Origin of the sequence: Cylindrospermum sp. FACHB-282, from assembly GCF_014697195.1 — a bacterium.
Taxonomy (GTDB): domain Bacteria; phylum Cyanobacteriota; class Cyanobacteriia; order Cyanobacteriales; family Nostocaceae; genus Cylindrospermum.
On the sequence record NZ_JACJRJ010000004.1, the window covers coordinates 60242 to 85705 of the forward strand.

General features: G+C 40.5%; 28 protein-coding genes and 2 pseudogenes. 16 read left to right on the forward strand and 14 right to left on the reverse strand.

Annotation, left to right across the window (positions count from 1 at the left end; all coding sequences use genetic code 11):
* Positions 1–613 precede the first annotated feature (613 nt).
* Together H6G32_RS03155 and H6G32_RS03160 are read left to right on the forward strand one after the other, a co-directional pair.
* Entirely contained in the window at positions 614–1783 is a 1170-nt protein-coding gene (locus tag H6G32_RS03155) for a glycosyltransferase family 4 protein (RefSeq protein WP_190454653.1), read from the forward strand.
* Positions 1784–1939: 156 nt separating this feature from the next.
* Positions 1940–3091 carry a glycosyltransferase family 4 protein gene (locus H6G32_RS03160; RefSeq protein ID WP_190454656.1) on the forward strand — a complete coding sequence of 384 codons (1152 nt, stop codon included), beginning with the start codon at positions 1940–1942 and terminating at the stop codon, positions 3089–3091.
* Between the two features lie 97 nt (positions 3092–3188).
* Here H6G32_RS03160 and H6G32_RS03165 read toward each other — a convergent pair whose 3' ends face one another.
* Entirely contained in the window at positions 3189–3452 is a 264-nt protein-coding gene (locus tag H6G32_RS03165; protein ID WP_015210013.1) for a hypothetical protein, read from the reverse strand.
* Between the two features lie 203 nt (positions 3453–3655).
* Here H6G32_RS03165 and H6G32_RS27225 point away from each other — a divergent pair, with 203 nt between their 5' ends.
* On the forward strand, positions 3656–4366 hold the full coding sequence (locus H6G32_RS27225) for a PEP-CTERM sorting domain-containing protein (protein ID WP_190454659.1): 711 nt from the start codon (positions 3656–3658) through the stop codon (positions 4364–4366).
* A 204-nt stretch (positions 4367–4570) separates the two neighbouring features.
* Here H6G32_RS27225 and H6G32_RS03175 read toward each other — a convergent pair whose 3' ends face one another.
* Positions 4571–6280 carry a mechanosensitive ion channel family protein gene (locus H6G32_RS03175; RefSeq protein ID WP_242046483.1) on the reverse strand — a complete coding sequence of 570 codons (1710 nt, stop codon included), beginning with the start codon at positions 6278–6280 and terminating at the stop codon, positions 4571–4573.
* 380 nt (positions 6281–6660) lie between these two features.
* Between H6G32_RS03175 and ahcY the strand changes: the two genes are divergently transcribed.
* From ahcY to H6G32_RS03205, 6 genes and pseudogenes are all read left to right on the forward strand, one after another.
* The gene (gene ahcY, locus H6G32_RS03180; protein WP_190454662.1) at positions 6661–7938 is read left to right on the forward strand and encodes an adenosylhomocysteinase; all 1278 of its coding nucleotides are present in this window, start codon (positions 6661–6663) and stop codon (positions 7936–7938) included.
* A 125-nt stretch (positions 7939–8063) separates the two neighbouring features.
* Positions 8064–8483: a XisH family protein gene (locus H6G32_RS03185; protein ID WP_190454666.1), complete on the forward strand. Its 420-nt coding sequence runs from the start codon at positions 8064–8066 to the stop codon at positions 8481–8483.
* On the forward strand, positions 8471–8803 hold the full coding sequence (locus H6G32_RS03190; RefSeq protein ID WP_190454668.1) for a XisI protein: 333 nt from the start codon (positions 8471–8473) through the stop codon (positions 8801–8803). Before H6G32_RS03185 ends, H6G32_RS03190 begins: the two co-directional genes overlap by 13 nt.
* Before the next feature lie 20 nt (positions 8804–8823).
* Positions 8824–9093, forward strand: a pseudogene (locus H6G32_RS03195) (element excision factor XisH family protein); the annotation flags it as partial.
* 488 nt (positions 9094–9581) lie between these two features.
* Positions 9582–9683 (forward strand): element excision factor XisI family protein, encoded by a 102-nt coding sequence (locus H6G32_RS03200; protein ID WP_309232557.1) that lies wholly within the window; start codon positions 9582–9584, stop codon positions 9681–9683.
* Between the two features lie 75 nt (positions 9684–9758).
* Complete coding sequence (locus tag H6G32_RS03205) at positions 9759–9998, forward strand: type II toxin-antitoxin system Phd/YefM family antitoxin (protein ID WP_190454672.1); 240 nt, start codon at positions 9759–9761, stop codon at positions 9996–9998.
* A 195-nt stretch (positions 9999–10193) separates the two neighbouring features.
* On the opposite strand, the gene H6G32_RS03210 is transcribed toward H6G32_RS03205, so the two are convergent.
* The 4 genes from H6G32_RS03210 to H6G32_RS03225 are packed head-to-tail and all read right to left on the reverse strand — an operon-like array spanning position 10194 to position 11693.
* On the reverse strand, positions 10194–10616 hold the full coding sequence (locus H6G32_RS03210; protein WP_190454676.1) for an HNH endonuclease: 423 nt from the start codon (positions 10614–10616) through the stop codon (positions 10194–10196).
* A gap of 5 nt (positions 10617–10621) precedes the next feature.
* Positions 10622–10936: a hypothetical protein gene (locus H6G32_RS03215; RefSeq protein ID WP_190454679.1), complete on the reverse strand. Its 315-nt coding sequence runs from the start codon at positions 10934–10936 to the stop codon at positions 10622–10624.
* Between the two features lie 35 nt (positions 10937–10971).
* Positions 10972–11232 (reverse strand): ribbon-helix-helix domain-containing protein, encoded by a 261-nt coding sequence (locus tag H6G32_RS03220; protein ID WP_190454682.1) that lies wholly within the window; start codon positions 11230–11232, stop codon positions 10972–10974.
* Entirely contained in the window at positions 11229–11693 is a 465-nt protein-coding gene (locus H6G32_RS03225) for a hypothetical protein (protein WP_242046484.1), read from the reverse strand. Before H6G32_RS03225 ends, H6G32_RS03220 begins: the two co-directional genes overlap by 4 nt.
* A gap of 429 nt (positions 11694–12122) precedes the next feature.
* Between H6G32_RS03225 and H6G32_RS27230 the strand changes: the two genes are divergently transcribed.
* Positions 12123–13571, forward strand: a complete 1449-nt coding sequence (locus tag H6G32_RS27230) for a sensor histidine kinase (RefSeq protein ID WP_190454684.1) — start codon at positions 12123–12125, stop codon at positions 13569–13571.
* Between the two features lie 9 nt (positions 13572–13580).
* Here H6G32_RS27230 and H6G32_RS03235 read toward each other — a convergent pair.
* A pseudogene (locus H6G32_RS03235) lies at positions 13581–13811 on the reverse strand (hypothetical protein); the annotation flags it as partial.
* 432 nt (positions 13812–14243) lie between these two features.
* Here H6G32_RS03235 and H6G32_RS03240 point away from each other — a divergent pair.
* The 5 genes from H6G32_RS03240 (at position 14244) to H6G32_RS03260 (ending at position 18619) form a co-directional block, all read left to right on the forward strand.
* A complete protein-coding gene (locus H6G32_RS03240; RefSeq protein WP_190454687.1) occupies positions 14244–14735 on the forward strand; it encodes a hypothetical protein in 492 nt (163 codons plus the stop codon).
* 695 nt (positions 14736–15430) lie between these two features.
* Positions 15431–16078 carry a pentapeptide repeat-containing protein gene (locus H6G32_RS03245; RefSeq protein WP_190454691.1) on the forward strand — a complete coding sequence of 216 codons (648 nt, stop codon included), beginning with the start codon at positions 15431–15433 and terminating at the stop codon, positions 16076–16078.
* A 20-nt stretch (positions 16079–16098) separates the two neighbouring features.
* The gene (locus H6G32_RS03250) at positions 16099–16659 is read left to right on the forward strand and encodes a glutathione peroxidase (protein ID WP_304523765.1); all 561 of its coding nucleotides are present in this window, start codon (positions 16099–16101) and stop codon (positions 16657–16659) included.
* Between the two features lie 182 nt (positions 16660–16841).
* Positions 16842–17666 carry an SDR family oxidoreductase gene (locus tag H6G32_RS03255; RefSeq protein WP_190454695.1) on the forward strand — a complete coding sequence of 275 codons (825 nt, stop codon included), beginning with the start codon at positions 16842–16844 and terminating at the stop codon, positions 17664–17666.
* A 215-nt stretch (positions 17667–17881) separates the two neighbouring features.
* On the forward strand, positions 17882–18619 hold the full coding sequence (locus H6G32_RS03260; RefSeq protein ID WP_190454698.1) for a glutathione peroxidase: 738 nt from the start codon (positions 17882–17884) through the stop codon (positions 18617–18619).
* A 98-nt stretch (positions 18620–18717) separates the two neighbouring features.
* Here the strand turns inward: H6G32_RS03260 and ureC are convergent, their stop codons facing one another.
* From ureC to ureA, 7 genes are all read right to left on the reverse strand, one after another.
* The gene (gene ureC, locus H6G32_RS03265; protein ID WP_190454700.1) at positions 18718–20469 is read right to left on the reverse strand and encodes an urease subunit alpha; all 1752 of its coding nucleotides are present in this window, start codon (positions 20467–20469) and stop codon (positions 18718–18720) included.
* A 38-nt stretch (positions 20470–20507) separates the two neighbouring features.
* Complete coding sequence (locus tag H6G32_RS03270) at positions 20508–21206, reverse strand: urease accessory protein UreF (RefSeq protein ID WP_190454703.1); 699 nt, start codon at positions 21204–21206, stop codon at positions 20508–20510.
* Entirely contained in the window at positions 21206–21730 is a 525-nt protein-coding gene (locus H6G32_RS03275) for an urease accessory protein UreE (RefSeq protein ID WP_190454705.1), read from the reverse strand. The genes H6G32_RS03270 and H6G32_RS03275 overlap by 1 nt, the downstream gene beginning before the upstream one ends.
* 36 nt (positions 21731–21766) lie before the next feature.
* Positions 21767–22687, reverse strand: coding sequence for an urease accessory protein UreD (locus tag H6G32_RS03280; RefSeq protein ID WP_242046485.1), 921 nt, complete (start codon positions 22685–22687; stop codon positions 21767–21769).
* Between the two features lie 10 nt (positions 22688–22697).
* Complete coding sequence (gene ureG / locus H6G32_RS03285; RefSeq protein ID WP_190454708.1) at positions 22698–23330, reverse strand: urease accessory protein UreG; 633 nt, start codon at positions 23328–23330, stop codon at positions 22698–22700.
* 156 nt (positions 23331–23486) lie between these two features.
* Complete coding sequence (ureB, locus tag H6G32_RS03290) at positions 23487–23867, reverse strand: urease subunit beta (RefSeq protein ID WP_190454711.1); 381 nt, start codon at positions 23865–23867, stop codon at positions 23487–23489.
* A gap of 54 nt (positions 23868–23921) precedes the next feature.
* The gene (gene ureA / locus H6G32_RS03295; RefSeq protein WP_190454715.1) at positions 23922–24251 is read right to left on the reverse strand and encodes an urease subunit gamma; all 330 of its coding nucleotides are present in this window, start codon (positions 24249–24251) and stop codon (positions 23922–23924) included.
* Between the two features lie 240 nt (positions 24252–24491).
* Here ureA and H6G32_RS03300 point away from each other — a divergent pair, with 240 nt between their 5' ends.
* Positions 24492–25463: a sodium-dependent bicarbonate transport family permease gene (locus H6G32_RS03300; RefSeq protein ID WP_190454718.1), complete on the forward strand. Its 972-nt coding sequence runs from the start codon at positions 24492–24494 to the stop codon at positions 25461–25463.
* Position 25464 lies beyond the last annotated feature (1 nt).

Consider the following 25464-nt stretch of genomic DNA (forward strand, 5'->3'; position numbering starts at 1 on the left):
GATAAATATGGTCATCGGTTTTATTCATTGAAAATCTTAATCCGTGCGTTAGGGAACCCACGCTACGGGTAGGATGGGTAAAGAGACGCATCAAAAAAGCCTGAAAAGAGGGTAAAGAGAGTACAGTGCGTAAGTCCTATTATTCTGATATAAATATTTAGTCGTAGTCCGAGTTAAATTAGATATACCAATGTTCAGTAAGGATTATATTCATTGTAAATAACATTCCGTAGTTAACAAAAGCACAGATAGAAAATCCTTAGTTGACAGGATAATATAAATAGTTTATAACTGAGTACCCTATTATCTAAAAGCCCACCACGTAATATTTTTATACGTATTGACGATGATATAGCTAAAATAAATATTTATTTTTTAAATAAAGCTTAATTTTGATTTTATCCGGATTTGCATTTTGATATATTTAATTGTTACTATATTAATATTTTGGAATACAATCTGTATACAGTATGACTTTTAAAATTGAATTTATGCATAGAATAGCAGAGTATAAGTACTAGCAACATCAATTTACTGCTGAATATAAAAAAGCGGTTGAGCTTGGTGTGGAAGCAAACAGACGCACGCTCAATACATCGGAGGAGACATATCGGTGGACGGTAACAAAGAAATTTCTGTTTTAGCATCTGCATCTATTCTTACCTTAGGATTAGGTTGGTTTCCCAAAAGCCCTGGAGGATTGGAAAGGTATATTTATGAATTAACCCATAAATTAGCAGCAAATCAAGACCAAGTTGAATTATGTGGAGTTGATCTACCAGAAGCTGAATCAAATGTACCGATTAAGCTGACTAACTTGGCTACTCCAGATAGTCCTATTTGGCAGAGGCTTTGGTCAATTCGTACTAACTTCCAAAAAACAAGAATAGGAAAACCTGATGCAATTAATCTACATTTTGCATTATATAGCTTTCCTATTTTGGATCTTTTACCCAAGGGAGTGCCTATTACCTTTAATTTTCATGGCCCTTGGGCATCGGAAAGCCAGCAAGAGGTGGTTAATAATAAACTCAGTATTCTTCTGAAGCGTCGGCTGATAGAACAAACTACTTATAATCGCTGTGATCGTTTTATTGTTCTTAGTAAAGCTTTTGGGAATATTTTACATGAAAGATATCAAATTCCCTGGAGCAAAATACACATTATCCCTGGTGGAGTAGATATTAATCACTTCCAAGCAAATTTATCACCCCAAGAAGCACGTACACAACTAAACTGGCCTAGCAATCGCCCCATCTTATTTACATCCCGTCGCTTAGTGCATCGGATGGGAATTGACAAATTATTGCAGGCATTAGCTATAATTAAACCGAGAATTCCTGATGTTTGGCTGGCGATTGCCGGTCGTGGTCATATTCAAGCTTCACTCCAACAACAAGCTAAAGAATTGGGACTAGAAGACAACGTTAAATTTTTAGGTTTCTTGCCTGATGAACAGTTACCTGTAGCTTACCAAGCCGCTGATTTGGCTGTTATGCCTAGTCAATCTTTTGAAGGTTTTGGATTAGCAATTCTAGAATCTCTAGCCTGTGGTACTCCCGTTTTATGCACTCCAGTAGGGGGAATGCCAGAAATTTTACAAAGATTTTCACCGGATTTAATTACTGATTCTATCGCCGTCGCCAGCATTGCTGAAAAGTTAGAACAGGTGCTACTAGAAAAAATCCCCATACCTTCACGGGCAGATTGTCGCCAATACACAATCACTAACTATGATTGGACTAAAATCGCTCAGGAAATCCGGCAAGTTCTATTAGCTTAAAATACTGTAATTCCATTACTCCATCCTACTATTTAACTTAGGGTGGGGTAAGGAATTCAAAATTCAAAATTCAAAAGCTAGTATTGGCAATTATTTTGGCTGGTGAATATAGGCAAATCAAAGTTGAAATAGGTTATCTCTAGGAAATTTAATTTAATGAAAATTCTTTTTTTAGACCAAAGCGGTAAACCCGGTGGTGCAGAATTATGTCTAATAGATATTGCTAAACCATATCGCGATCGCGCACTTGTTGGTTTATTTGCAGATGGTGACTTTAGAAATTTACTCCAGCAGCATCATATCCCAGTAGAGATATTAGCAAATCAAGCCATCCAAGTTCGGAAACAAAGCAGTTTGCTACAAGCTTTAGGCAGTCTAGGACAACTGACGCCCTTAATTAATAAGGTAGTCCAAATATCCCGTGAATATGATTTAATCTATGCCAATACCCAAAAAGCATTAGTCGTTGGTGCGATCGCCAGTTTTTTCGCCCGTCGCCCTCTAGTCTATCATTTACATGATATTCTTTCTCTAGAGCATTTTAGCAAAACTAACCTCCGCGTAGCTGTCACCCTAGCAAATCGCTTCGCTTCATTAGTAATTGCCAATTCTCAAGCTAGTAAAAAAGCATTTATCCAAGCAGGAGGACACCCAGAACTCATCGAGGTTGTCTATAACGGTTTCAACCCTAAACTATATCACACTTGTGAAGCTAATGTCAAGCAATTACGGCAAGATTTAGGATTAACAGAAAAATTTGTAGTTGGACATTTTAGCCGGCTTGCACCTTGGAAAGGGCAACATATTTTAATTGATGCCATTGCTAAATCTCCGCCCCAGGTGACAGCAATTTTAGTTGGTGATGCACTCTTTGGCGAACAAGATTATGTCCAAGAGTTACACCAACAAGTTACAGAACTAGGATTAGAAAACCGGGTTAAATTTTTAGGATTTCGCTCAGATATTCCCCAATTAATGGCAGCTTGTAATTTAGTAGCTCATACCTCCACTTCTCCAGAACCTTTTGGTAGAGTAATAGTTGAAGGAATGCTCTGCGGAAGACCTGTAGTTGCAGCCAAAGCCGGGGGTGCAACAGAATTAGTTGAACCGGGAATTAATGGTTTTTTAGTCACACCAGGAGAACCCCAGGAATTAGCAAAAGTTATTAGCTTCTGTAGTGAAGAAACAGAAAAAACTGCAACTATAGCGAGTCATGCTAGAACTATTGCTAGTCAGCATTTTGATGTGACAACTATTAATCAGCAAATTGAACAATTGCTTAAATCAGTACTTGGCAATAATTCATAAATTGCTGCTATGATTAACGATATAAATTTATTAAGTTACAAATTAATTAGGGCGGGCAAGATGCCCACCCCACAAGAGTTTGATCAAATTTCGCTGATTACGCTGCTTCTCGCAGTTGTGTGGAGACACTCATTTCTGGAAATGAGAGCGAGAGTTGTTCGGCTGGTGACACTGCTGCTTGTTCTAATACCTGAACTTCAATATTCACACTCACCAAATAGCTACCTGTATCAGCACCCACCGCTTCGGCAATTAATTTGGCAATGTCTGGACGTTTTGCAGTTAGCGGGTCACGTAAGATACAACGATCCCATTCGTGCTTGGCAGTCGGATTGAGGCTGAGAATATAATGTTTAATCATGAACTAACCTTGAATCCATCTTCCATTTGGCTGTGACAGCGCGATCGCTATCTATCTATTATAGTACAAAGGTACTAATTTGGCAAGATGAGAAGGTAAACGGCAAGATACCCGACTTCTCTAAGAAGTCGGGTATCTGAGATATCAATGTTCACAAATCTAATAAGGCTGTATTATTCTATGCGTAGTTTATATAAATTTACGTGACTTTACGTAAAGTTAATAATAACGTTAATGATTTGCCTGTACATTGGATCTGTCTGCTAAAAAAAGGCAACGTAACTCCAATGTTCAAAACAACACTTCTTACAGGGTTAATTTCGGTTTCTGCTGTTCTCGGTTTAACTGAATCAGCTAAGGCAGTAGTCATCAATTTCGACAGTTTAGCTGGTAATACAGTTATAACTAATCAGTTTCCAGAAGCAACATTTACATCTAATTCAGGGTTTGAAATTAGAACATTAACAGGTTCGTTTGGAGCCTCTGCCCCAAACGTCATCTTGGCAACAAATACAACCGGTACTCCTAATACAAATCAAGACATTTTTGTCAATTTTGCTCAAGCCGTTAATAATCTCTCTTTTAGAATAGTAGGCGACAATTCTACTAGTCCTGGTTTAGTTAATATCTTTACGAGTGGGGTGTTAGCTGGACAAGTTAATATGGTTGCTGATGGAAACGGCTCTACTTCAGATTTAGTGAATTTAGCATCATTTACGAACATTACTAGCATTAGCATGACTTCAATAACAGACCCTGGGGGTATTGGTTATGATGATTTTACATTTGATGTAGCTCCTGCTCAGTCAGTTCCTGAACCTACAACTATGTTGGGTTTATTGACAAGTGGTGGTTTTCTTGTAACTTCACGTCGCAAATTTAAGCAGCAACTAAAAGCTACTGTTAAAGCCTAGGCTAGGTTTTTTTCAGCCTTGAATATATAGCGCAATAAGGTTCATTTAAGAAAATTGTAGGTTGGGTTTCGTTACTCAACCCAACCTACACAGGTTAAGATTTTTGGCTCTAACTGAACTGTATTGATATATAGCAATCCTAAATTATTTCAAAGCAAGATACCCGACTTCTCTAAGAAGTCGGGTATCTGAGAATTGCGATAATTAATTAGCTCTCTCGTTCGCTTGAAAATTCAGTAATTGAGCATCATTGTTGAGATAGATTGCTTGTTGAAGTGCCGGCATGGAAATTCCAGCTTGATCTAAAGCAATTTTGAGACGACGGCGATACTCCCGCGCTACTTCCCATTGCTTGAGGGGTTGTGTCTTAATCCACACACGAATTATCAAACCCTGTTCGCCAAAATTTTCTACTCCTAAAACTCTAGGCGTTTCTAGAATTTGATGTTGCCATTGTTCGTCTTGATCCATCTCCAAGCCGACATCTTCAACCAATTTTAAAGCTTGGTCAATATCGGTTTGGTAGGAGACGGGAATCTTTAAATCGGCTCGTGACCAGCGACTAGAAAGATTGGCAACAATTTTGATTTCACTGTTAGGAATTGTGATTAATCGTCCTTCGGAATCCCTTACCTGGGTCATCCGCAGATTGAGAGTTTCTACTAAGCCTCCCACGGTATTGACAGAAATAATATCACCAAGGGCATATTGGTCTTCTAAGATGATGAGAAAGCCGTTAATCGCATCTTTAATTAAGTTTTGCGAGGCTAGGGATACCGCCACACCAACTAAACCGGCACCAGCTAGCAGGGGAACAATATCTATACCCAAGGATATCAAGGCTAGTAAAATACCAACTCCCACCCAGACGATAGCCGCAATACTTTTAGTCACACCAGAAAATGTGGATATTCGCAGTTGCAAACGTTCGGAAGTTTCTGGGGTTAATAAGGTACCACTACTAACTATAGTGGAGGTGGAGCGGTCAATTAGGGCATAGGTGAAACGGATTGCTACATAAGTTCCTAGGGCTACAACGCCTAATCGCAAAGGAATTTGGGCAACTGTGATCAGCCCTAGTTGTAATGCTCGCGTGTAGGGAAATAAACCCAATATTAGGAAACTACCGCTTCCCCAAATCCCGGCTTGTGCTAGTTCAAATAGGCGTCTTTTGACTTCTGCGAGATGTTGTTTTTGCTGTTGGTTGAGTTGGATTGTAATCGATTTAGCATTTGTTGCAGTTGGGGGGATAGATGCTTCTGAATCTTCTTTAGTACGGCGTTGCCAACGAGATATTCCCCAACTCAAAATAATTGTTGCTATGGCGCTGGCAGTAGCTATTGTACCTTGCTGAATTAAAAATTTAGTTTGTCTTTCTTGCTTTGCTTGTTGCAAGTCTCTCTGCAAGGTTTGAGTGATTTGATTGGCAAATGTTAAGGGATTTCCTTGTCCTTGTCCGGCATCTGCTGAAGTGATGGTCATTAGGTATTGGTCGTTGACATAAATGACCGGCAATCCTTTTAATATCCGGGTTTGAATTTTGATTTCTTTGGCAGGTGTTTGAAAGTAATTGTGGCTAATTTCCTGCAAATTTTGTTGGATGTTTTGTAATCTTTCTGGAAAATTGGTTCTTGATGCTGATACCTGAAATAACTGGCGACCATCCAAATAAATCCAGCCAGAAACTATTCTGTTATCTGCATCGTTATTCCCGCTGCTGGGTGCTTGCAGGGGAGCTAAAAAGGGAATTTGGGCTGTAGCTTTGGGTATAGGTGCAATGGCGATGAATATTGAACTGGCGATCGCACCAATTGTGCCCCAAATCAACTTATGTTTAGTTTGCACCTGCCTTTTAGTCGGTTGGGCGGCTTTTGCGGTAGCCTGGGGACTAATGGCTAAACTTTGAGAGTGCATTTAAACACCTCCTTAAACAAAATCTACTGATTCCTGACTTCTAGGGTGATCCTCTACAAATAGTTTGAGCAAAAATACCTGTTTAAAGTTAAATCTTCACCTGGCTTTTTTCTTCTAACTTGAGACAGATGACAGTTTACTTTCACTATGTTTGCGGTAATAACCTTAGTCGTCGTCTTAATAGTCTTACCAGAGATAGGTTAAAAAGGGAAAAGCTGGATAGGGCGTTGACATTGCCTCTATCAAACGTCAAGCTAGTGCAGAGGACTATATGACTAGCTCTTTGGTAATTACAACCAAATATCGCCAGTCATAGATAAATCTAGTAAAATACGTAAAGACGTACGTTACTTTTTTGACAATTTTTGAGGAAATCTTTGATGACTGCAACTTCTCCCCGATTAAAGCACGAGGTTAAAGACCTCGGCCTAGCTCCCTTGGGAAGACAACGCATTGAATGGGCTGGACGGGAAATGCCAGTATTGCGACAAATTCGCGATCGCTTCGCCGTCGAAAAACCCTTCGCTGGTTTACGCCTTGTAGCTTGCGCCCATATTACAACAGAAACAGCACATTTGGCGATCGCCCTTAAAGCCGGTGGTGCTGATGCTGTATTGATTGCTAGTAACCCCTTATCAACTCAAGATGACGTAGCCGCAAGCCTCGTTGTCGATCACGAAATTCCAGTTTTTGCTCAAAAAGGCGAAGATAACGCCACCTATAACCGCCACGTACAAATCGCTTTAGATCATCGCCCCAACATCATAGTTGATGACGGTAGCGACGTGGTTGCATCTTTAATCCAACACCGTCAGCACCAAATCTCTGATTTAATTGGTAGCACCGAAGAAACTACCACCGGGATTGTGCGGTTACGCGCCATGTTTAAAGAAGGCGTTCTCACCTTCCCCGCAGTCAACGTCAACGACGCAGACACCAAGCACTTCTTTGATAATCGCTATGGTACCGGTCAATCTACCCTAGATGGCATTATCCGCGCTACAAATATTTTGTTAGCTGGGAAGAGTGTTGTGGTTGTCGGTTACGGCTGGTGTGGTAAGGGTACAGCCCTCCGCGCCCGTGGAATGGGTGCAAACGTCATCGTTACCGAAATCGACCCCATCAAGGCTATTGAAGCCGTTATGGATGGTTTCCGCGTCCTGCCAATGGCGGAAGCTGCATCTCAAGGTGATATCTTTATCACTGTGACTGGTAACAAGCACGTCGTCCGGGGTGAACACTTCGATGTCATGAGAGACGGTGCGATCGTTTGTAACTCTGGTCACTTTGACTTAGAACTTGATTTGAAATACTTGGCTGCTAATGCTAAGGAAATCAAGGATGTCCGTCCGTTCACCGAAGAGTATAAGTTGACAAATGGTAAATCCGTTGTCGTACTCGGACAAGGACGTTTAATCAACCTCGCTGCTGCTGAAGGACACCCCAGCGCAGTCATGGATATGAGTTTTGCTAACCAAGCCTTAGCTTGTGAATACCTGGTGAAGAATAAGGGTAAGTTAGCACCTGGTTTGCACTCTATTCCTGTCGAGGTAGATCAAGAAATTGCTCGCTTGAAGTTGCAAGCAATGGGTATTTTCATTGATAGCTTGACAGCAGAGCAAATTGAGTACATCAATTCTTGGACTTCTGGAACTTGATACATTGATTAGCTGATTTTTTGGGGATAGGCTTTTGGGCTTATCCCTTTTTTTGTTTCTCACGCAGAGGCGCAGAGGCGCAGAGAGAGGATATAATAAGATGGAGGGTGTTAGCTTAAGTTTCCATGTCAGCAAAAGATTTTTTTCATAATGCGGTTCGTTTAGCTTTAGAAAAAGATGGTTGGCTAGTTACTGATGATCCTTTATATTTTCGACTTACAGCATTAGTTAAAATTAGGATAGATTTAGGAGCAGAAAAGTTAATTGGTGCTGAGAAAGATAATCAAAAGATAGCAGTAGAAGTAAAAAGTTTTATAGGACTTTCAGCAATTTCTGAATTTCATACAGCTATTGGTCAATTTTTAAATTATAGGCTAGCCTTAGAACAGGAAGACTATGAAAGAGTATTATATTTAGCAATATCTAAAGATATACATCAAGAATTTTTTACCGACACCTTTATTCAAAATGTTTTAGAAAGATACAATATCAAATTATTAGTTTTTGATATTCAGAAGGAGGAAATAGTGTTATGGAAACATTAGATTATCGGGAGATAGTAAAGAATCTCATCTATAAATATGCAAATGAACAACCAGCAGAAGATTTAGAAAATACAGAAATTGTTTTTGATACAGAACGGGATATTTACTTATTATTATATGCGGGATGGCGTGATGAGGAAAGAGTTTACGGAAGTCCAATTCATATTAGTATTAAGGATGGTAAAATTTGGATTCAGCGCGATTTTACTGAAGAAGGAATTGCTAATCAATTAGTAGAATTAGGAGTACCAAAAACAGATATTGTTTTAGGTTTTAGATCACCTTATGTGAGACAGTTTACTGGTTTTGCATCGGTTTAAATTTTTAATTTATTGTTTATATGTCAGCAAAGGATTTCTTTCACAATGCAGTTAGGTTAGCTTTAGAAAAAGATGGTTGGTTAATTACTGATGATCCTTTAAGATTTATAGTAGATACTATAGAATTTCGTCTTGATTTAGGAGCAGAAAGACTTTTAGCAGCGGAAAAAGAAGGAGAAAAAATAGCAGTTGAAATAAAATCTTTTTTGGGAAAATCAGCGATTAGTGAATTTCATACAGCTTTAGGGCAAACACTTAATTACCGTTCTATTTTAAGAAAAGAAGCACCTGTTTGAGAATATCTGCTAAAGCTTTTCTCTCGTCAAACGATGCACGATTTAATAAATATTTAAGGTCATCCATATCGTTAAGGAGTATTAACGGTTACTTGTTTAACTCTAAAAGTATATCAAATATTACTCAATATTGAATATATCGCACTTTTGCATTCTTACTTTGCGTCTTTGCGCCTTTGCGTGAGATAAAAACATTTACAGGACTTACGCAATAAATCTCTAAAACTCTTATTTCTTCGTGTCCTTTGCGTCCTTTGCGGTAGCCTACGGCACGACCTTCGGTCTACGTTTCTTCATGATCTCGCGTAAGTCCTGATTTAAACACTCGGCGAATATAATTCGCATCTACACAGACAAAACCCGCCTTTCCTTAGGAACGCTACGCGAACGCGGGTTCAAAAATCTTGCTTTTAGTCCACGAAGGTGGACTTCGTTTGTGTAGCCGCGATTTCTAATCGCCTTTTTGATATTCGTTATACGGTATAGCCAACAAACTTGTTAACGCTGGTATTCCTAAAAATCAAATTGTTTTAGCCTTCCAACCAGCCGATATCAGACAATATACCGAATTTGCAGTTACTTAAAACCTTGCTGATTCTTCCTTTGCGACTTTGTGTGACATTCTTGATATACTAGAAACATTCCTACAAAATCATCTCATGTTAACCCTAACAATTGATGAAATCCAAAAAAACCTAACTAGCTATCTTCACCAAGTAGCAGCAGGAGAAAGTATAATTATCATCGAATCATGTAAACCAATTGCACAAATTAAACCAGTTTCCCCAACATCTCCACAACTCAGACCGTATGGTTTATGTGCTGGAGAGTTTATTGTTCCAGATGATTTTGATACTCCCTTACCTGAAGATATTTTGAACAGTTTTGAGGGTAAATGAAACTATTATTAGATACCCATTATCTTATGCTACTTTTCTTACTTTGGGTCTTTGCGCGAAATAACAAATATTCATAACTGGGCGAATGGAAATAGATGACACTTTATATCTCGCTATTCGTCATATTTGATGTTACTTCTCTTACTTTGCTCCTTTGCTCCTTTGCGCGAAACCAAAACTCAAAAATACCCATCATTAATCATCAGGAGGATGCCAACTTAAACTAATCCAAATTGCCCTAGCTTGTACAACATCTTCATTATTTAATCGTAAAGCTAAAACCGTTCCTCTGCCAATAGCAGTTATCCCAATAATATGAGTACCACCATTTGCCCATTGAAAATGAGCTAACCAACTTTGTAGACGAGGATTAAACAAAGATACAGATTCATTAGTTACGGGATCATTAGCAGTTATCTTTGCTCCTTTAAATTCATTACAGCGATAACAACAAGCAGATAAATTTTCTCGCTCATCACTTCCCCCTAATGAACTGGGCAAAATATGATCCATTACTAAAGGCATACCTATTAAACGGCTAGAAGTGCGACAATATTCACATCTATATCCAGCCTCATTAATAACTTGTTGACGAAGAGATTTAGAAATAGATGACACTGGTATTATACTAATTGCTCAAAATCTGGAATAGAATAACCTTTCCACTTTAAAAGTGCATAGGCATAAGCTTTTTTCAACATTAAATAATCAGCACTCACTCGCAGAGATTTCAACAATAACCTATCTGATTCACTTAATAAATTATTTTGATTTTTTTCTAAAAGTTGTAAATGTAGTTCTTGCTGACTTTCTGGAACTTGACTTTGAGCAATAGTTAATAAATCCTCAATATTTAATTCTTGCATAGCTATTAATTCCCCTTGTAATTCCAGAGGTGCATAATCAACAGCAGGAGGAGCATTTGTTTGGGTAGTCATATATTTTTATAGTACTTTATTTTTATTATAACTTATTATTTATTTTTGATAAATCCCAACTTATCCCGCAATTGTTCAATCACTATATCCCCATGAATCCCTTCCCCTCTATCCAATTGTTCAATAGCAACATCAACCTTTTCCCGTGTTTCTTCCACCCACTGCTGATAACCTTGCTCCCACTCTAAAAGCAACTTCAAAGCCTTACTAATCACATCTTCAGGATTTGCATATCTACCAGTTGCAATTTGCGCTGCAATAATTTGCTCTAATTCCGGTTTAATTTGGATATTCATGATTTCACCTTATTATCATTAAAAGCTGCTGCTAACTCAGAACTACTAATAGCTATAGAACTTTCACGCCATTCATGAATAATTGCATCTATCAAATCCCAAGCATGATTAGAAGTATCAGTTAAGCGAAAAGCCTCACTCACCTCTTGAATAAAATCTTGCAAATCATCTGCATCAAATACCCGCAACCAGCCATAAGGATGCTCATAACCAATTTCTTGTCCCAACAACAAGCGAAACGCAACCGATAACACCTCAAAAACAACCTTACTTTGTGCTACACCCTTCACAAGATAAGCTACATCCTCACGACGCAACAGCGCAAAAGATTGATCATTTCTAGTAATAGTAATTGGACGTTCACAAGCTTTATCTAAAACCTTCCCAGGTTGACGATTTAACTCAGTGGCTGTAACTAACTCATCTGAGTAAGCATTGGTAAAAATTGCAATTGACATCATGTTTACGTTTTCTGGAAACGCTGATTTAATCTAAAACACTATTACGTATAATTATACGTATTCTTTATCTGTCAATAAACAACATTGCCCAAGTCCTGTTTTCCGCTCTCTTACTCTGCGTTCTCTGCGCCTGGAGCCTGAGACAAAAATATTTATCCCAAACCTCTCTGCAAAAACTTAAACATCTCAAATTGATATACTAGAAATATGAAACTATCCACAGTAACATCAGGCTTTATTTAACTTAATTTTTATGAGAGCGTACCTATGCTAACTAGTTAATTTATATTAAAATCTTTATTAAGAATTGACTCTAAACAAAGAGTCATGAGAATAAACCATACAAGTTTATAGAGTTAATGTAAATATTTTTTTCCAGACAAAATTAGTTAATTAAGTAATTCAATTTAGAAACGAAGTATTAAATCAATGGAAATAGCACCTTTACCCCCCAACGAAACGGATAGGCTAAAAGCACTAGATAGTTATAAAATTCTTGATACTGCAGCGGAAAAGGGGTTTGATGATCTAACTGCCCTAGCCGCGTATATTTGCGGTACTCCCATTGCCCTAGTTAGCTTAGTGGATGCAAATCGGCAATGGTTCAAATCAAGATTCGGCATAGAAGCAACAGAGACCCCTAAAGAGTTGGCTTTCTGCGCTCATGCTATTTTGCAACCGGATGAGCCGCTGATTATTACAAATGCACTTGAAGATGAGCGGTTTGTTGATAATCCATTGGTAATTTCTGGCCCGAATATTCGCTTTTATGCAGGAACACCTCTAGTGACAGCGGATGGTTTTGCCCTCGGTACTCTATGCGCGATTGACACTATTCCCCGTAATCTCAGCCCAGAACAAATTGAAGCGCTACGGAGGTTAGGTCGCCAAGTACTTTCACAAATGGAGCTAAGAATTAATTTAGTTAATTTAGAAAACAATATTATCCAACGTCAGCAAGTGGAAGAGGATTTACGCCGCAGTAATCAGAATCTTGCCCACACTCTACAGAAGTTAAAATACACTCAAGCAAAACTGATTCATGGGGAGAAAATGTCCAGTTTAGGACAGCTAGTTGCTGGCATTGCCCATGAAATTAATAATCCTATCAATTTTATTTATGGCAATCTCAACCATGTTGGTGATAATATTCAAGATTTGCTTGAGTTAGTACATCTTTACCGACAAAATTATCCCGAACCGGATTCTGATATTAAAGAAAAATCTGAAGCTATTGATTTTCCCTTTCTAGCTGAAGACCTTTCCAAAATCTTATCTTCTATGAAAGTGGGTACTAATCGCATCCGGCAAATTGTGCTGTCTTTGCGTAATTTTTCCCGGTTAGATGAAGCTGAAAAAAAATCTGTGGATATCCATACAGGTATTGATAGTGCGCTATTAATTTTGCAGCATCGACTGGAGGCTAAAGGATTGCATTCTGGTATTCAAGTTATTAAACAGTATGGCAACCTCCCTTTGGTGGACTGCTTTCCTGGACACTTAAACCAAGTTTTTATGAATATCTTGCTCAATGCTATTGATGCTCTAGAGGATTCATTAATTAACAAATCTGACTTGAAAATTCGGATTCGTACTGTATATTCTCGCTCTGGCTATGTTGTGGTGCGGATTGCTGATAATGGATTGGGTATTCCCGAATCTATCCGTAAACGGATATTTGACCCGTTTTTTACGACTAAGCCAATAGGAAAGGGTACAGGTTTAGGACTTTCTATCAGCTATCAAATTGTGGTTAATAAGCATGGTGGTGTGTTGAAGTATTTATCAAAGCTGGGGAAAGGTACGGAGTTTTGGATTGAAATTCCTTGCGAGAAAGAAACCAAAGCCCCAACGTCCTTGCCGACGCTTTTAATCTGAAAAAACTAGTATTGACATAACTTCGGTGACTATAGGGATATTGTAATGCGATCGCCTTTGGCCCTGCGCTCCGCGCGATCGCTCTTTGAGCGGGCCGAGTGCCCATCGCACCCTAGCCAAAATTTCTAATCCTTCCTCCCCCATTCCCTGGAAGCCGTAGGGAGACGTGGGGGGTTTGTAGACACCACCACGCAAAGCTTGTACAGACGCAGCAGCCAGCCTCTGGGCTACTGTCTCCAGAGGTGGTTCTGCGGTTCCCTGGGCGGTTTCCATCAAGAAACTCGATTCACTCCCAGTGAACCACCCTAAACCAAAAATAAAAGTAGGATCTGCTGCTGAACATTTTTGGGGCGCTGTGCTAGAAAAGTTTATCCAGACCTTAATTAAGGTTTATTAACAAAAATATTCAGCGGTGTCAATACACCCACAACAGCAAAAAAAAAACGATAGACTCATTAAAAATATGAAAATTGAAACTTGTTACTAAATTTGCGTAGACTAAAGAAAGCAAGTTGTTGTCAAACAGAGCCAGAGTTATATTCACTTTACAAGTATCGTTAGGTAATTGGTAAAGGGAAGGATATGAAGATGAATTGTGAAATAGCTGACAATTCATAATTTTATCCAAATCATTATTGAACCGATTAACTTGTTAGAAGTACGAGTTTTATTATGCCCATATCCAAAATTTTAGCCACGCCTCTCGACAATCATGGAGTTTACTCCTGCCCAGTTTGTCGGGTTGGAAAAATTTCCTCTATGCCATTGATGGAGGCTATGTCTTGTGACTTTTGCCAAGAGATTTTTACCGTAAATCTAGAACAACAGCAAATCAAGCTACCTTCTAGACAACCTCCCTTGATTTGGCGTTGGACTGGCTTTAATTGGACAGAAGCCCAATTGGAAGGAGTAGAGTTAGGTTGGGGCTATGGGCTAGCAGCAATTGCTTTTATCCTCCTTCCTACTACTTTAATTGGCGTAACAGCTTATTATTTTCCGCCAACTGCCAATGCACCCATTACCTGGATACCTTATATCTGGACAGGACTTACTTTTTCGTCGCATTTAGCAATTATTATTTGGGTAATAATTGAAATTTATCAAATTCCAGTTGCAGCATATTTGCGAGCAATAACTCGATGGAGAAGTGGCTTAATCAGGTGATGACGATAATAATTAATCCATAATTATCCCCAAAATCTAATTTTTTTCCAGCAGCTAATTTTGGAAATGTTTCAGTAAGACAAATATTAGCCGCTATCAAAGAATGAGAATAACGCCAGTAACCTGACGGTGGTGCAGTAGCTTTAAATAGAAGGGAATACCAAAAAATCAATTATCTTATTTCTTGCAGTGGGTGACGGCGTTCCACCTTTAGCGGAGCCATGGCCAAAGGGTTTTGTCCAGGACGTAAATTACCCCTAATAACCGTATATTTCAAGGTGGTATAGTATCTTTATGATGAGTAACATCAAGGTTTTGCCTGGACATAGTTCACCCCTGTGAGTTGGTAGAATGCTTGGCGGAGATATCTCAAGCGCTTCTCAACTTGAAAAAACCGCTTGTTAAAATTTTTAGACTGAGTCCGAAGTAGAGAGCGATACAATATAGCTGTATAGGTGGCTGCGGTGATTCCGGTGGCAAAGTTTCAAAATCTTACTTAGCAATTAAGTATAAATTCTTACTACTATTTAGTAATAAAAGCTATTTCTCAGCCAGCCAACTTGCTACGTTTTGGACAAATTACCTGAAAAAGATTTAACCTTAGCGGAAATTGCCGAATAAAACAGAGATCATTGATTAAGCCGATAGATGGCTGGATCACTCATAATTAATTTGATTGTCCACCAAAACATTGTATGAGCGAGCTGGAGCGGTACTATAGAGTCTTGGAATTGGAGCCTGGGGCAACACTTGAAGAAGTTAACCAGGCTTATAAAGATTTAGTTTTTGTTTGGCATCCTGATCGCCTTCCCCAAGACAATGCCCGCTTACAACAGAAAGCACAAGCCAAGATCAAAGCAATTAATGAAGCTCGTGAAAAATTGCGTTCTTACAAATTAAAGCATCAAAGCACACATAGCTCAACGCCCCCTGAGCAAAAAACATCACCACCAACACACGCCCCACCACCCAAGCAAAATCAAGACTTGAGTGGTAAAGACTACAGTCGGGCAAATTTGAGCAATAAAGATTTATCTGGCAGAAACCTGAGTTATGCCAACTTGAGAGGTGCAAATCTCAGCGATACTTTTATGCACAAAGTTAATCTTAGAGGTGCGGATTTATCAGAAGCAAATTTGTTTAGGGCTAATCTGCTTTTGGCTGACATGAGAGAAGCGAATTTGCGCTCTGCTAATTTGATTGGCGCGGATCTCAGTGGGGCTGACTTGCGGGGGGCTGACTTTACGGGGGCGCGGATTCGTTCAGGCGATCGCCTGCTGGTGAAACTGATTGGAGCTAACTTGGCTGGAGCAATTATGCCCGATGGCGTCATTCATCCGTGAACTCAACCCTAGTTGGCAAAATGGCAAAAAAAACCGAGTTAGCGGTACCGGCAATATGCGAAACTTGGCAATATTACCTAAAAATTAGTTTCAACATGAGTAGCACAATATCTGACATCGCCGTCAAGACGATCAACGGTGAGGATAAGCAGCTAAACGAGTACACTGGCAAGGTACTCTTAATTGTGAATGTGGCTTCCTACTGCGGTTATACCCCTCAATATGAGGGACTAGAAAAGCTAAATCAGCAATATCGGCAAGCAGGGTTACGTATTTTAGGCTTTCCCTGCAATGATTTTGGAGCGCAAGAACCAGGAAGCAATGAAGAGATTATGCAATTCTGCACGAGCAAGTTTAGGGTTTCCTTTGAAATGTTTGATAAAGTTCATACTAAAGGTTCGCAGCAGCACCCCCTTTATGCTCGACTCACCAATGCAGTTGAGCCAACAGCCCCGGTTGCTTGGAACTTTGAAAAATTTTTAGTTAACAAGCATGGTCAAGTAATAGCTCGATTTAAAAGCAGCGTTCAGCCAGATTCACCAGAATTAATTGCCATAATTGAGAAAGAATTAGCAAAGTAGTCACCCCCTAGGGGGAATTCAAAATTCAAAATACAAAATTCAAACATGGTTTATTTCATTTTGAAGTTTTAATTTAAAATTTTGAATTGAAGCGGAGCGATAGTCATTAGTTGAAAATTATTGTACTATCGCCTCTTAAACCTGGGAAGTAAGTAATTTAATTTATTTGTGTCTGAATTATTATGAATGTTGCAATCATTGGTTGTGGTTATGTTGGTTATACAGTTGCTAAATATTGGCAGCAAAATTTGAATCTTATTCTCAGTGCAACCACAACAACCCCTGAACGTGTCCCAGCACTCCAAGCAGTAGCGCAAAAAGTTGTAGTCACTCAAGGAAATGACACAGAAGGTCTAAAATCTATTTTAGACAATCAAGACGTTGTACTGTTAAGCGTGGGTGCCAAAAGTGCCAATGCCTATGAAGAAACTTATCTGCACACTGCCAAAACTTTAGTTTCAGTCTTGCCGCAGTTTCCCCGTGTTAGCCAATTGATTTATACAGGCAGTTATTCGGTTTATGGAGATCGAAATGGTGTATGGGTAGATGAAGAAACACCGCTAGCACCGCCTAATGTTAATGCCCATATTCTCCGGAAAACCGAGGAAATTTTGCTATCTGCAACTAGTGAAAATCTCCGCGTTTGTATCTTGCGTTTGGGGGGAATTTATGGCCCTGATAGGGAACTGGTGAAAATATTTGGTCGAGTTGCTGGTACAACCCGTCCTGGTAATGGTGAAGATATAACGAATTGGGTTCACTTGGATGATATTGTTGGTGCTATAGAATTTGCCCGCCACCAACGTTTGCAAGGTATTTATAACTTGGTGGATGATGCACATCTCACCAGTAGAGAATTACTTGATACTGTGTTTACAAAACATAATTTACCCAATGTTATCTGGGATACGAATAATCAAATTAACCGTCCATATAATACCTGGGTATCGAATCAAAAGCTAAAAGACGCAGGATACCAATTTATTCATCCTCAGATAATTTTTTAGCAGATATATTAGAAGCTGGGAATTATGCAACCTTCCACTGTAGGTAACACACCAGATGCAACAGTATCTCCCACTCAGTTTTATACTTGGCAAAATTACCACTGTGCTTATGAAGTTCATCAATGAAATAAAATAAATAAACTTAGCCGACTGGCATTCAGAACAGTTATCGCGTCATAGTGAAACTGGATTGATTTCTTCAGGAGCTAAATTTTATGTTATCGAATCGTCGTGGGCAAAGAGTGCCTAATGTCAACTTCCGCACTCGTCAAAATGACAAGTGGGTAGATGTGACAACTGATGAGCTATTTGCTGATAAAACAGTTGTTGTTTTCTCCTTACCAGGTGCTTTCACTCCCACTTGTTCCTCAACTCATCTCCCTGGTTACAATGAACTGGCGAATGTTTTTAAAGAAAATGGCGTCAATGACATTATCTGTATTTCTGTTAATGATGCCTTTGTGATGAATGAATGGGCAAAAAGTCAGGAAGCAGGAAATATCACCCTCATTCCCGATGGTAATGGTGAATTTACCGAAGGTATGGGAATGTTGGTGGATAAGTCAGATTTGGGCTTTGGTAAGCGATCATGGCGCTATTCTATGCTGGTGAGGGACAGTGTAGTTGTTAATATGTTCATTGAACCAGAAGAGCCAGGAGACCCCTTTAAGGTATCCGATGCCGAAACTATGCTCAAATTTATTAACCCCGCAGCAGTTAAGCCTAAACTAGTTTCCCTGTTTACCAAAGTGGGTTGTCCTTTCTGTGCCCGTGCTAAGGCTTTGCTGAAAGAACGTGGCATAGATTACGAAGAAATAGTTTTGGGTAAGGATGTGACTACACGCTCTTTACGGGCGGTTACAGGCGCGACTACAGTGCCCCAAGTATTCATCGATGGTCAATTAATTGGTGGTTCTGAAGCCTTAACAACCTATCTTGCTGCTCAAAAATAAGTGTTGATTTAACGGAACCTCACCCTGGTTCTGCGGTGCAAAACCTGTCCCTCTCCTTCACAAGGAGAGGGATATTCCTGAGAATCTGTTGAAATCGCTTAAAACAAGAAATAACGTTGGGCCATGGGTAAATAGCTAGCAGGTTCACAGGTGATCAATTTTCCTTCCACCCTGACTTCATAAGTCTCTGCATCGACTTCAATTAGTGGGGTAGCGTCATTGTGTTTCATATCTGCTTTCCTGACATTGCGTGTATGAGCAACTGCCTCTGTACGAGTAGTTAAGCCAAGATGTTTAGGGACTTCCCGATTCAAAGCTTCTTGAGAGACAAAAGTAATTGAAGTTGCCCCAATTGCCCCACCAAAAGAGCCAAACATCGGACGCATATAAACGGGTTCGGGGGTGGAGATACTGGCGTTGGGATCGCCCATTTGCCCCCAAGCTATCATTCCTCCTTTAATCACAAGCTCTGGCTTGACTCCAAAAAAGGCGGGTTTCCACAGACACAAATCGGCTAACTTCCCAACTTCAATAGAACCGACATGGTTGGCAATTCCATGTGCGATCGCCGGGTTAATGGTGTATTTAGCGATGTAGCGCTTGGCTCTCAAGTTATCGTTATTTGCACCATCATCCGTCAGGGGGCCTCTTTGGAGTTTCATCTTATGGGCAGTTTGCCAAGTGCGAATAATCACTTCCCCGACTCTGCCCATTGCCTGGGAATCAGAAGACATGATGCTAATGACGCCCATATCCTGCAAAATATCCTCAGCGGCGATTGTTTGGGGGCGTATTCTCGAATCGGCAAATTTGACATCTTCCTCAATATTCGGGTCAAGGTGATGGCACACCATCAACATATCTTTGTGTTCTGCCAGGGTGTTAATGGTGTAGGGACGGGTGGGATTCGTCGAAGCGGGTAGAACGTAATTATAACTACAAACTCTGAGAATATCCGGGGCATGACCGCCGCCAGCGCCTTCGGTATGGAAGGTGTGAATCACACGTTCTTTAAAAGCTTTAATGGTGTCTTCGACAAATCCGGCTTCGTTGAGGGTGTCGGTGTGAATCGCTACCTGGACGTCATAATCCTCGGCTACAGTCAGGCAGTTATCAATAGCAGCTGGAGTAGATCCCCAATCTTCATGTAGCTTTAAACCCATAGCACCAGCGGCAATCTGTTCGATTAAGCCTTCGGGTTTGCTGGTATTGCCTTTACCAAGGAAACCAATATTCATTGGGAAGGCGTCGGCGGCTTGTAACATCCGGTGAATGTTCCAAGGGCCAGGGGTGCAAGTGGTGGCGGTAGTTCCAGCGGCTGGGCCTGTACCACCACCAATCATGGTTGTAGTTCCAGAGGCGATCGCAGTTTCGATTTGCTGGGGACAAATAAAGTGAATATGGGTATCAATGGCCCCGGCTGTGACAATTCTGCCTTCTCCCGCTATCACTTCGGTGCCTGGGCCAATGATGATATCTACGCCGTCTTGGGTGTAGGGATTGCCGGCTTTGCCAATTTTGAATATTCTGCCGTTTCTAATGCCAATATCGGCTTTGACAATGCCCCACCAGTCAAGAATCAAGGCGTTGGTAATCACTACATCTACTGCTTGGTTGACACCATCGGCAATATTGGCAGCATTCCCTAAGATATCGGTGCCATTGATTAAGGGAGACTGTCCCATACCATCGCGAATCACCTTACCGCCACCAAATTTAACTTCTTCGCCGTAGGTGGTGAAGTCTTGTTCTACTTCAATAAATAACTCTGTATCTGCAAGCCGAACGCGATCGCCAACGGTAGGGCCAAACATGGCTGCATAGTTCCGTCGATTCATCCGATAGCTCATATTTTTTCCTCCTCAACAAGTTAAAAAATTGCAAAATACTAACTGGCAAATAACCGATGATCCAGTTTTTGATGCCGCATTTGGGCAATATCAATCGCCGGTGTACAAGACCACATTTGGTCTAAGCTCAAAGCAGCCGCCCTCAAGTAGGCTGCTTCAATGTCTGGTGCTAGCTGGAGCAGGACTTGTTGGGCTTGGAGGTGTCCGATAACGCTCAAGCGAATGGCCGCGCCCAATAAACCTGTCACAAAACTATGGAAAAAAGCTAGCACTGTATCCCGTTCTTCCAATCCTGCTGCCCTAGCAACTACAGCAAATATAATCGGATGTAAGCAGTGGATTTTCCCTTCAGCCGCTTCTCGATTTAGGGTTTCTAATTGAGCATCTGGCCAAGTTGTACTAGCAACCATCAGCAAGGCGCGTCCGCTTTTACGCCCCGTTTCACGAGTTTTTTCGACTAAGTTTTGGGCAAATAGTTGAGCATCTGCCTCTCGCACTGCTTCTAAATCGGCGATAGCACTTCCTCGATAGGCATGGATTAAAGCCACCGCATCCGTGGGACTTACTTTGTTTTGCAACAGTAGTTGCAGAAAAATTTGTAAGTCTTTGGCATCGCGCAGTTGACCGAATTGCACCAAAGATTCTAGTCCGTGAGAGAGGGTATAAGAACCAGAGGGGAAAAAAGAATCGGACAATTGCATGAAAGCGAGTTGTTGACTAATTGCAGATTGACTCATCAGTGGTGATGGTGATGTTCGGAGTGTTCAGAAAAGTTAAGCTGTTCGTGAGGCGATCGCCATTCATAGTCGATTTGTAAGCCAGGAATCTGAAAATGGCGGATGGTGGTTTCTATTACTTCTGCTGCTGCTGCTAGTTCGATGTATATCTGATGACCCTTGACGAGGATCGGCCAGTGGTGATTACCGAGAACATGACCCAAATGAATTAGGTCAATAGCGCATTCCCCCACTGGTGCGGTAAAACTCAGTACCATCACTTTTTGCTCTTGCAGATGAATTAGTAATAAGTTACTCTTTTCTGTGGTAAAAACATCTCCTTCTCGCAATTGCCAATCTCGGCTTTTAATAATCCCGATATCAATTCCCGAAGTAGAGCGAGTGTGGATTCTTCCTTTGGGGCTATCGCTTTGCTCTAGATAAACTTCTAAAAAGTGTTCTTGAGAACGAGCTTTTTCTATGCTTTCAAATAAGCTAGCACTCTCTCTTAAATTGCCAAGGTAAGTTTTTGCTAATTCAGTCATATAGCAATCCTATTTGATTTGTGAACATAAAGTGAGTCAGATACCCGACTTCTCTAAGAAGTCGGGTATCTTTGTATTCACAAATGATTTAGGACTGCTATAGCCCAGATGGCGTACACAATTTAAAGCATACTGCAAATAGTCTTTGAGTCCCCCAGTTCCAGTTGCTACGGCTCTAATTAATAAGCCTTTGTGATGGGGTAAAATCGAGGTGGCTACAGTCGTACTATGGCCATTAGCCGCTTCGATATCTTCTAGAATTGCACTGAGTAAGGCCAGGTCAGTTTCTGGTTGAATCACTATCACATTGCACAAGATAGATGCTCTAGCAAATAAATCGCTGTTTTTGAAAGGATTGAGTTTTCCTTCTAAACGCATAGCATCAGTAAACCAAAGCTTTTCTTCTAAAGAAGTAACTTGTAGACGACTGAAATAGTGGTTAAATTCATAAAACTCCCCACGAGCTAGTCTTCCCGGTACAATTATTTCGCTATAAAATAGTTTGGCGGTGGGATGACATTTGATGTTGATTGTTTGCTCTAAAGTGGCATCTCTAAAGAGAATAATTGGTTCGGGGACAAACTCTAAAGTTGCTCCTTCTTGAATTTCGATATCATAATGTGCGATCGCCTTTGAGCCAGCAATGGGCATAGGATGCACTTTAGTGGCAGATTGGTCTGTGAGGTGAAGCTGAGTATGGGCGGCGAGTTGTAAGGAAATATTTAGCTCGTCATTTGCCAGCAACCCAGGAGAGCTACTAGTGATATAAAGGTGAGCCTGCTGGGGATTCTCTGGATAATGGCGGAAGGTGCGAGAGATGCCCAAGGGATAAGCTGTATACTGATGAGTAACTATCGTCTGACCGTCGCCATGGGCTTCGCCCGGCTGTTGGCGATCGCACTCCAGTTTTAGCTCTAAGTTTTTGGTTTGTTTGAAAGTTTCCAAGATAACAGCCAATGACCCATTCCTAGTTTGCTATTGCATCTGAACTGCGAAACAGAACAGTCTTTAAAATGAAATTCACCACTTCATTTAATCCCTCTCCCGTCTTGCAATTAGTATAAGCAATAGGTTTCCCCCGGCGGTATAAAGGGGCTTGTTGACGAATTAAATCCAAGTCAGCACCGACATAAGGAGCAATATCAATCTTATTAATTATCACTAAATCAGCTTGTGCAAAGCCAGGGCCTTTTTTGCGGGGGATATCATCTCCCGCACCAACATCAATGACAAAAATATAGGAGTCTACCAAGTCGTAGCTAAAGGTAGAGGCTAGATTGTCACCTCCACTTTCAATAAAAATGATGTCTAATTGAGGATAAAGCAGTTCTAGATCCTTCACCGCTAGCAGGTTCATGGTGGGATCTTCTCGAATCGCTGTATGTGGACAGCTACCCGTTTCTACGCCAATAATCCTTTCAGGTGGCAGAAATCCTCGACTTTTAAGACGGTCTGCATCTTCAGTTGTGAGTAAATCATTAGTGACAACTGCGACTTCAATGCCTTGGTTCATCAACAAGGGGACGATGCATTCTAACAGCGCTGTTTTCCCACTACCTACCGGGCCTCCGACTCCCAGTCTAGCTGCTGATTTTGCCATAGTTAATTTCCTGTTCTGAGTTCATGATCAACGGCTAAATGTTGAATTCCTGTCTAAGTAAGTAGGCGAGAATAGATCAAACTTTGTTAAGGAATGTAAAAAAATTAAATTAGCTCGTAGTCAGGACTTTAGTCCTCACTACAAACTTTTAATTATTTATGCTGCACCACTTAATTGGTTGTTAACTAATCCATTAAAACCATAAATCTTGCGCTCACCTGCGAAGGGAATTAACTCGACTTGCGTTGCATCTTCATCCATAGGTTCAAACCTCACAGCTGTCCCGGCGGGAATATTTAAACGTCTGCCTAGGGTAGGATCGTTATCGCTATAGCGGATAATTTTATCGAGTTTTCTTTCGTTTTGTTCATACTTAACGTGAAAAAATTCTAGATCAGAATTAACTTCATAAAAATGGAAATGAGAACCAACTTGAATCGGGCGATCACCTTTATTTGCTACTACAATTTTGATAATGTCTCGCCCTTGATTGAGTTCGATGTCACCGGGTTGGGTAATGATTTCGCCTGGAATCATGGTTAATTCAATTTGGGATTTTGGATGGATAGAGCTTGATTTTCAGTTGCAAGCCTAAGCCCGTACTAGGGGAACAATTGATTTACAAATTGGCTCGTGTACGGTGACTAATTTTGTCCCGTCGGGAAAAGTAGCTTCTACTTGCACTTCATGAATCATTTCCGGAATGCCTTCCATCACATCTTCTCTTCCCAAGAGAGTCTTGCCATAACTCATCAATTCTTCTACGGTTTTTCCTTCTCTGGCTCCTTCTAAAATCGCCGCAGAGATATAGGCGATCGCTTCGGGATAATTCAGCCTTAAGCCTTTGTTTCTACGTCTTTCTGCTACTAAGGCAGCGGTAAAAATCAGAAGTTTATCTTTTTCTTGAGGAGATAATTGCATAGACGTCTTGCCTTAATTTCACTGGTATTTGACAAACTTCAAGTTTTATGTTTAGTTGCTGAAAATGTTAAGTAGGTAGGCACTACAAAAGCCAAATATTAGGTTACATACCTTTACATAGCCGTGTTTTTTCTAGCCAGACTACCGACAACAGTATATTATTACCGATCAGTTGTCACTTTTTGTGCAACACTTATTCATACATAATTTTTAAGTAAAAAGATTTATAGGAGTGGCGGAATGGATGTCAGCTTGATCATCTCTAACATCTTGAATCCACCTGTTCTGGCTTTCTTTATGGGGATGCTGGCAGTTTTTGTCAAGTCGGATCTAGAAATTCCCCCACCCATCCCTAAACTATTCTCCCTTTATTTATTATTTGCCATTGGGTTTAAGGGTGGTGTAGAGCTAGTCAAAAGTGGCATCAGTCAGGAAGTGATTCTCAGCCTTTTGGCAGCAGTTTTCATGGCGTGTATTGTCCCAGTTTATACGTTTTTTATTCTGAAAATCAAACTAGACGTTTATAATTCAGCTGCGATCGCCTCTACCTATGGTTCAATCAGTGCTGTTACCTTTATTACGGCTAGTTCCTTCCTGACGCAACTGGGCATACCCTTTGATGGCTATATGGTAGCAGCCCTGGCCTTGATGGAATCTCCAGCGATTATCATCGGTCTGATATTGGTGAATGTCTTCACGGCTAATGAAGGTAAGCGGGAATTTGTTTGGTCAGAGGTTTTACGAGAAGCTTTCCTCAATAGTTCCGTGTTTCTGCTAATCGGTAGCCTGGTTATGGGACTGCTGACTGGGGAACATGGTTGGGTGGTGTTGAAACCCTTTACACAGGATATGTTTTACGGTGTCCTCACCTTCTTTTTGTTAGATATGGGACTGCTGGCTGCTCAAAGAATCAAAGATTTGCAAAAAACTGGTGTTTTTCTGATCTTGTTTGCCATACTAATCCCCATTGTCAACGCTGCAATTGCCCTAGTGATCGCTAAAATTATTGGTATGCCTCAGGGAGATACCCTTTTATTCTCTGTGCTATGTGCCAGTGCTTCTTACATCGCAGTCCCCGCAGCCATGCGGCTAACTGTTCCCGAAGCAAATCCTAGTCTATATGTTTCCACTGCCTTAGCAGTGACATTCCCTTTCAATATCATTGTAGGTATCCCACTTTATTTATACGGCATCAATATATTTTGGAGTTGAG

What these genes read in the sequence shown, in the direction of transcription:
- H6G32_RS03160 (WP_190454656.1), top strand. Translation starts at nt 1,940, where the DNA reads ATGAAAATTCTTTTTTTAGACCAAAGCGGTAAACCCGGTGGTGCAGAA.
- H6G32_RS03165 (WP_015210013.1), bottom strand. Translation starts at nt 3,452, where the DNA reads ATGATTAAACATTATATTCTCAGCCTCAATCCGACTGCCAAGCACGAA.
- H6G32_RS03175 (WP_242046483.1), bottom strand. Translation starts at nt 6,280, where the DNA reads ATGCACTCTCAAAGTTTAGCCATTAGTCCCCAGGCTACCGCAAAAGCC.
- ahcY (WP_190454662.1), top strand. Translation starts at nt 6,661, where the DNA reads ATGACTGCAACTTCTCCCCGATTAAAGCACGAGGTTAAAGACCTCGGC.
- H6G32_RS03185 (WP_190454666.1), top strand. Translation starts at nt 8,064, where the DNA reads ATGTCAGCAAAAGATTTTTTTCATAATGCGGTTCGTTTAGCTTTAGAA.
- H6G32_RS03190 (WP_190454668.1), top strand. Translation starts at nt 8,471, where the DNA reads ATGGAAACATTAGATTATCGGGAGATAGTAAAGAATCTCATCTATAAA.
- H6G32_RS03205 (WP_190454672.1), top strand. Translation starts at nt 9,759, where the DNA reads ATGTTAACCCTAACAATTGATGAAATCCAAAAAAACCTAACTAGCTAT.
- H6G32_RS03215 (WP_190454679.1), bottom strand. Translation starts at nt 10,936, where the DNA reads ATGACTACCCAAACAAATGCTCCTCCTGCTGTTGATTATGCACCTCTG.
- H6G32_RS03220 (WP_190454682.1), bottom strand. Translation starts at nt 11,232, where the DNA reads ATGAATATCCAAATTAAACCGGAATTAGAGCAAATTATTGCAGCGCAA.
- H6G32_RS03225 (WP_242046484.1), bottom strand. Translation starts at nt 11,693, where the DNA reads ATGATGTCAATTGCAATTTTTACCAATGCTTACTCAGATGAGTTAGTT.
- H6G32_RS27230 (WP_190454684.1), top strand. Translation starts at nt 12,123, where the DNA reads ATGGAAATAGCACCTTTACCCCCCAACGAAACGGATAGGCTAAAAGCA.
- H6G32_RS03240 (WP_190454687.1), top strand. Translation starts at nt 14,244, where the DNA reads ATGCCCATATCCAAAATTTTAGCCACGCCTCTCGACAATCATGGAGTT.
- H6G32_RS03245 (WP_190454691.1), top strand. Translation starts at nt 15,431, where the DNA reads ATGAGCGAGCTGGAGCGGTACTATAGAGTCTTGGAATTGGAGCCTGGG.
- H6G32_RS03250 (WP_304523765.1), top strand. Translation starts at nt 16,099, where the DNA reads ATGGCAAAAAAAACCGAGTTAGCGGTACCGGCAATATGCGAAACTTGG.
- H6G32_RS03255 (WP_190454695.1), top strand. Translation starts at nt 16,842, where the DNA reads ATGAATGTTGCAATCATTGGTTGTGGTTATGTTGGTTATACAGTTGCT.
- H6G32_RS03260 (WP_190454698.1), top strand. Translation starts at nt 17,882, where the DNA reads ATGTTATCGAATCGTCGTGGGCAAAGAGTGCCTAATGTCAACTTCCGC.
- ureC (WP_190454700.1), bottom strand. Translation starts at nt 20,469, where the DNA reads ATGAGCTATCGGATGAATCGACGGAACTATGCAGCCATGTTTGGCCCT.
- H6G32_RS03270 (WP_190454703.1), bottom strand. Translation starts at nt 21,206, where the DNA reads ATGAGTCAATCTGCAATTAGTCAACAACTCGCTTTCATGCAATTGTCC.
- H6G32_RS03275 (WP_190454705.1), bottom strand. Translation starts at nt 21,730, where the DNA reads ATGACTGAATTAGCAAAAACTTACCTTGGCAATTTAAGAGAGAGTGCT.
- ureG (WP_190454708.1), bottom strand. Translation starts at nt 23,330, where the DNA reads ATGGCAAAATCAGCAGCTAGACTGGGAGTCGGAGGCCCGGTAGGTAGT.
- ureB (WP_190454711.1), bottom strand. Translation starts at nt 23,867, where the DNA reads ATGATTCCAGGCGAAATCATTACCCAACCCGGTGACATCGAACTCAAT.
- ureA (WP_190454715.1), bottom strand. Translation starts at nt 24,251, where the DNA reads ATGCAATTATCTCCTCAAGAAAAAGATAAACTTCTGATTTTTACCGCT.
- H6G32_RS03300 (WP_190454718.1), top strand. Translation starts at nt 24,492, where the DNA reads ATGGATGTCAGCTTGATCATCTCTAACATCTTGAATCCACCTGTTCTG.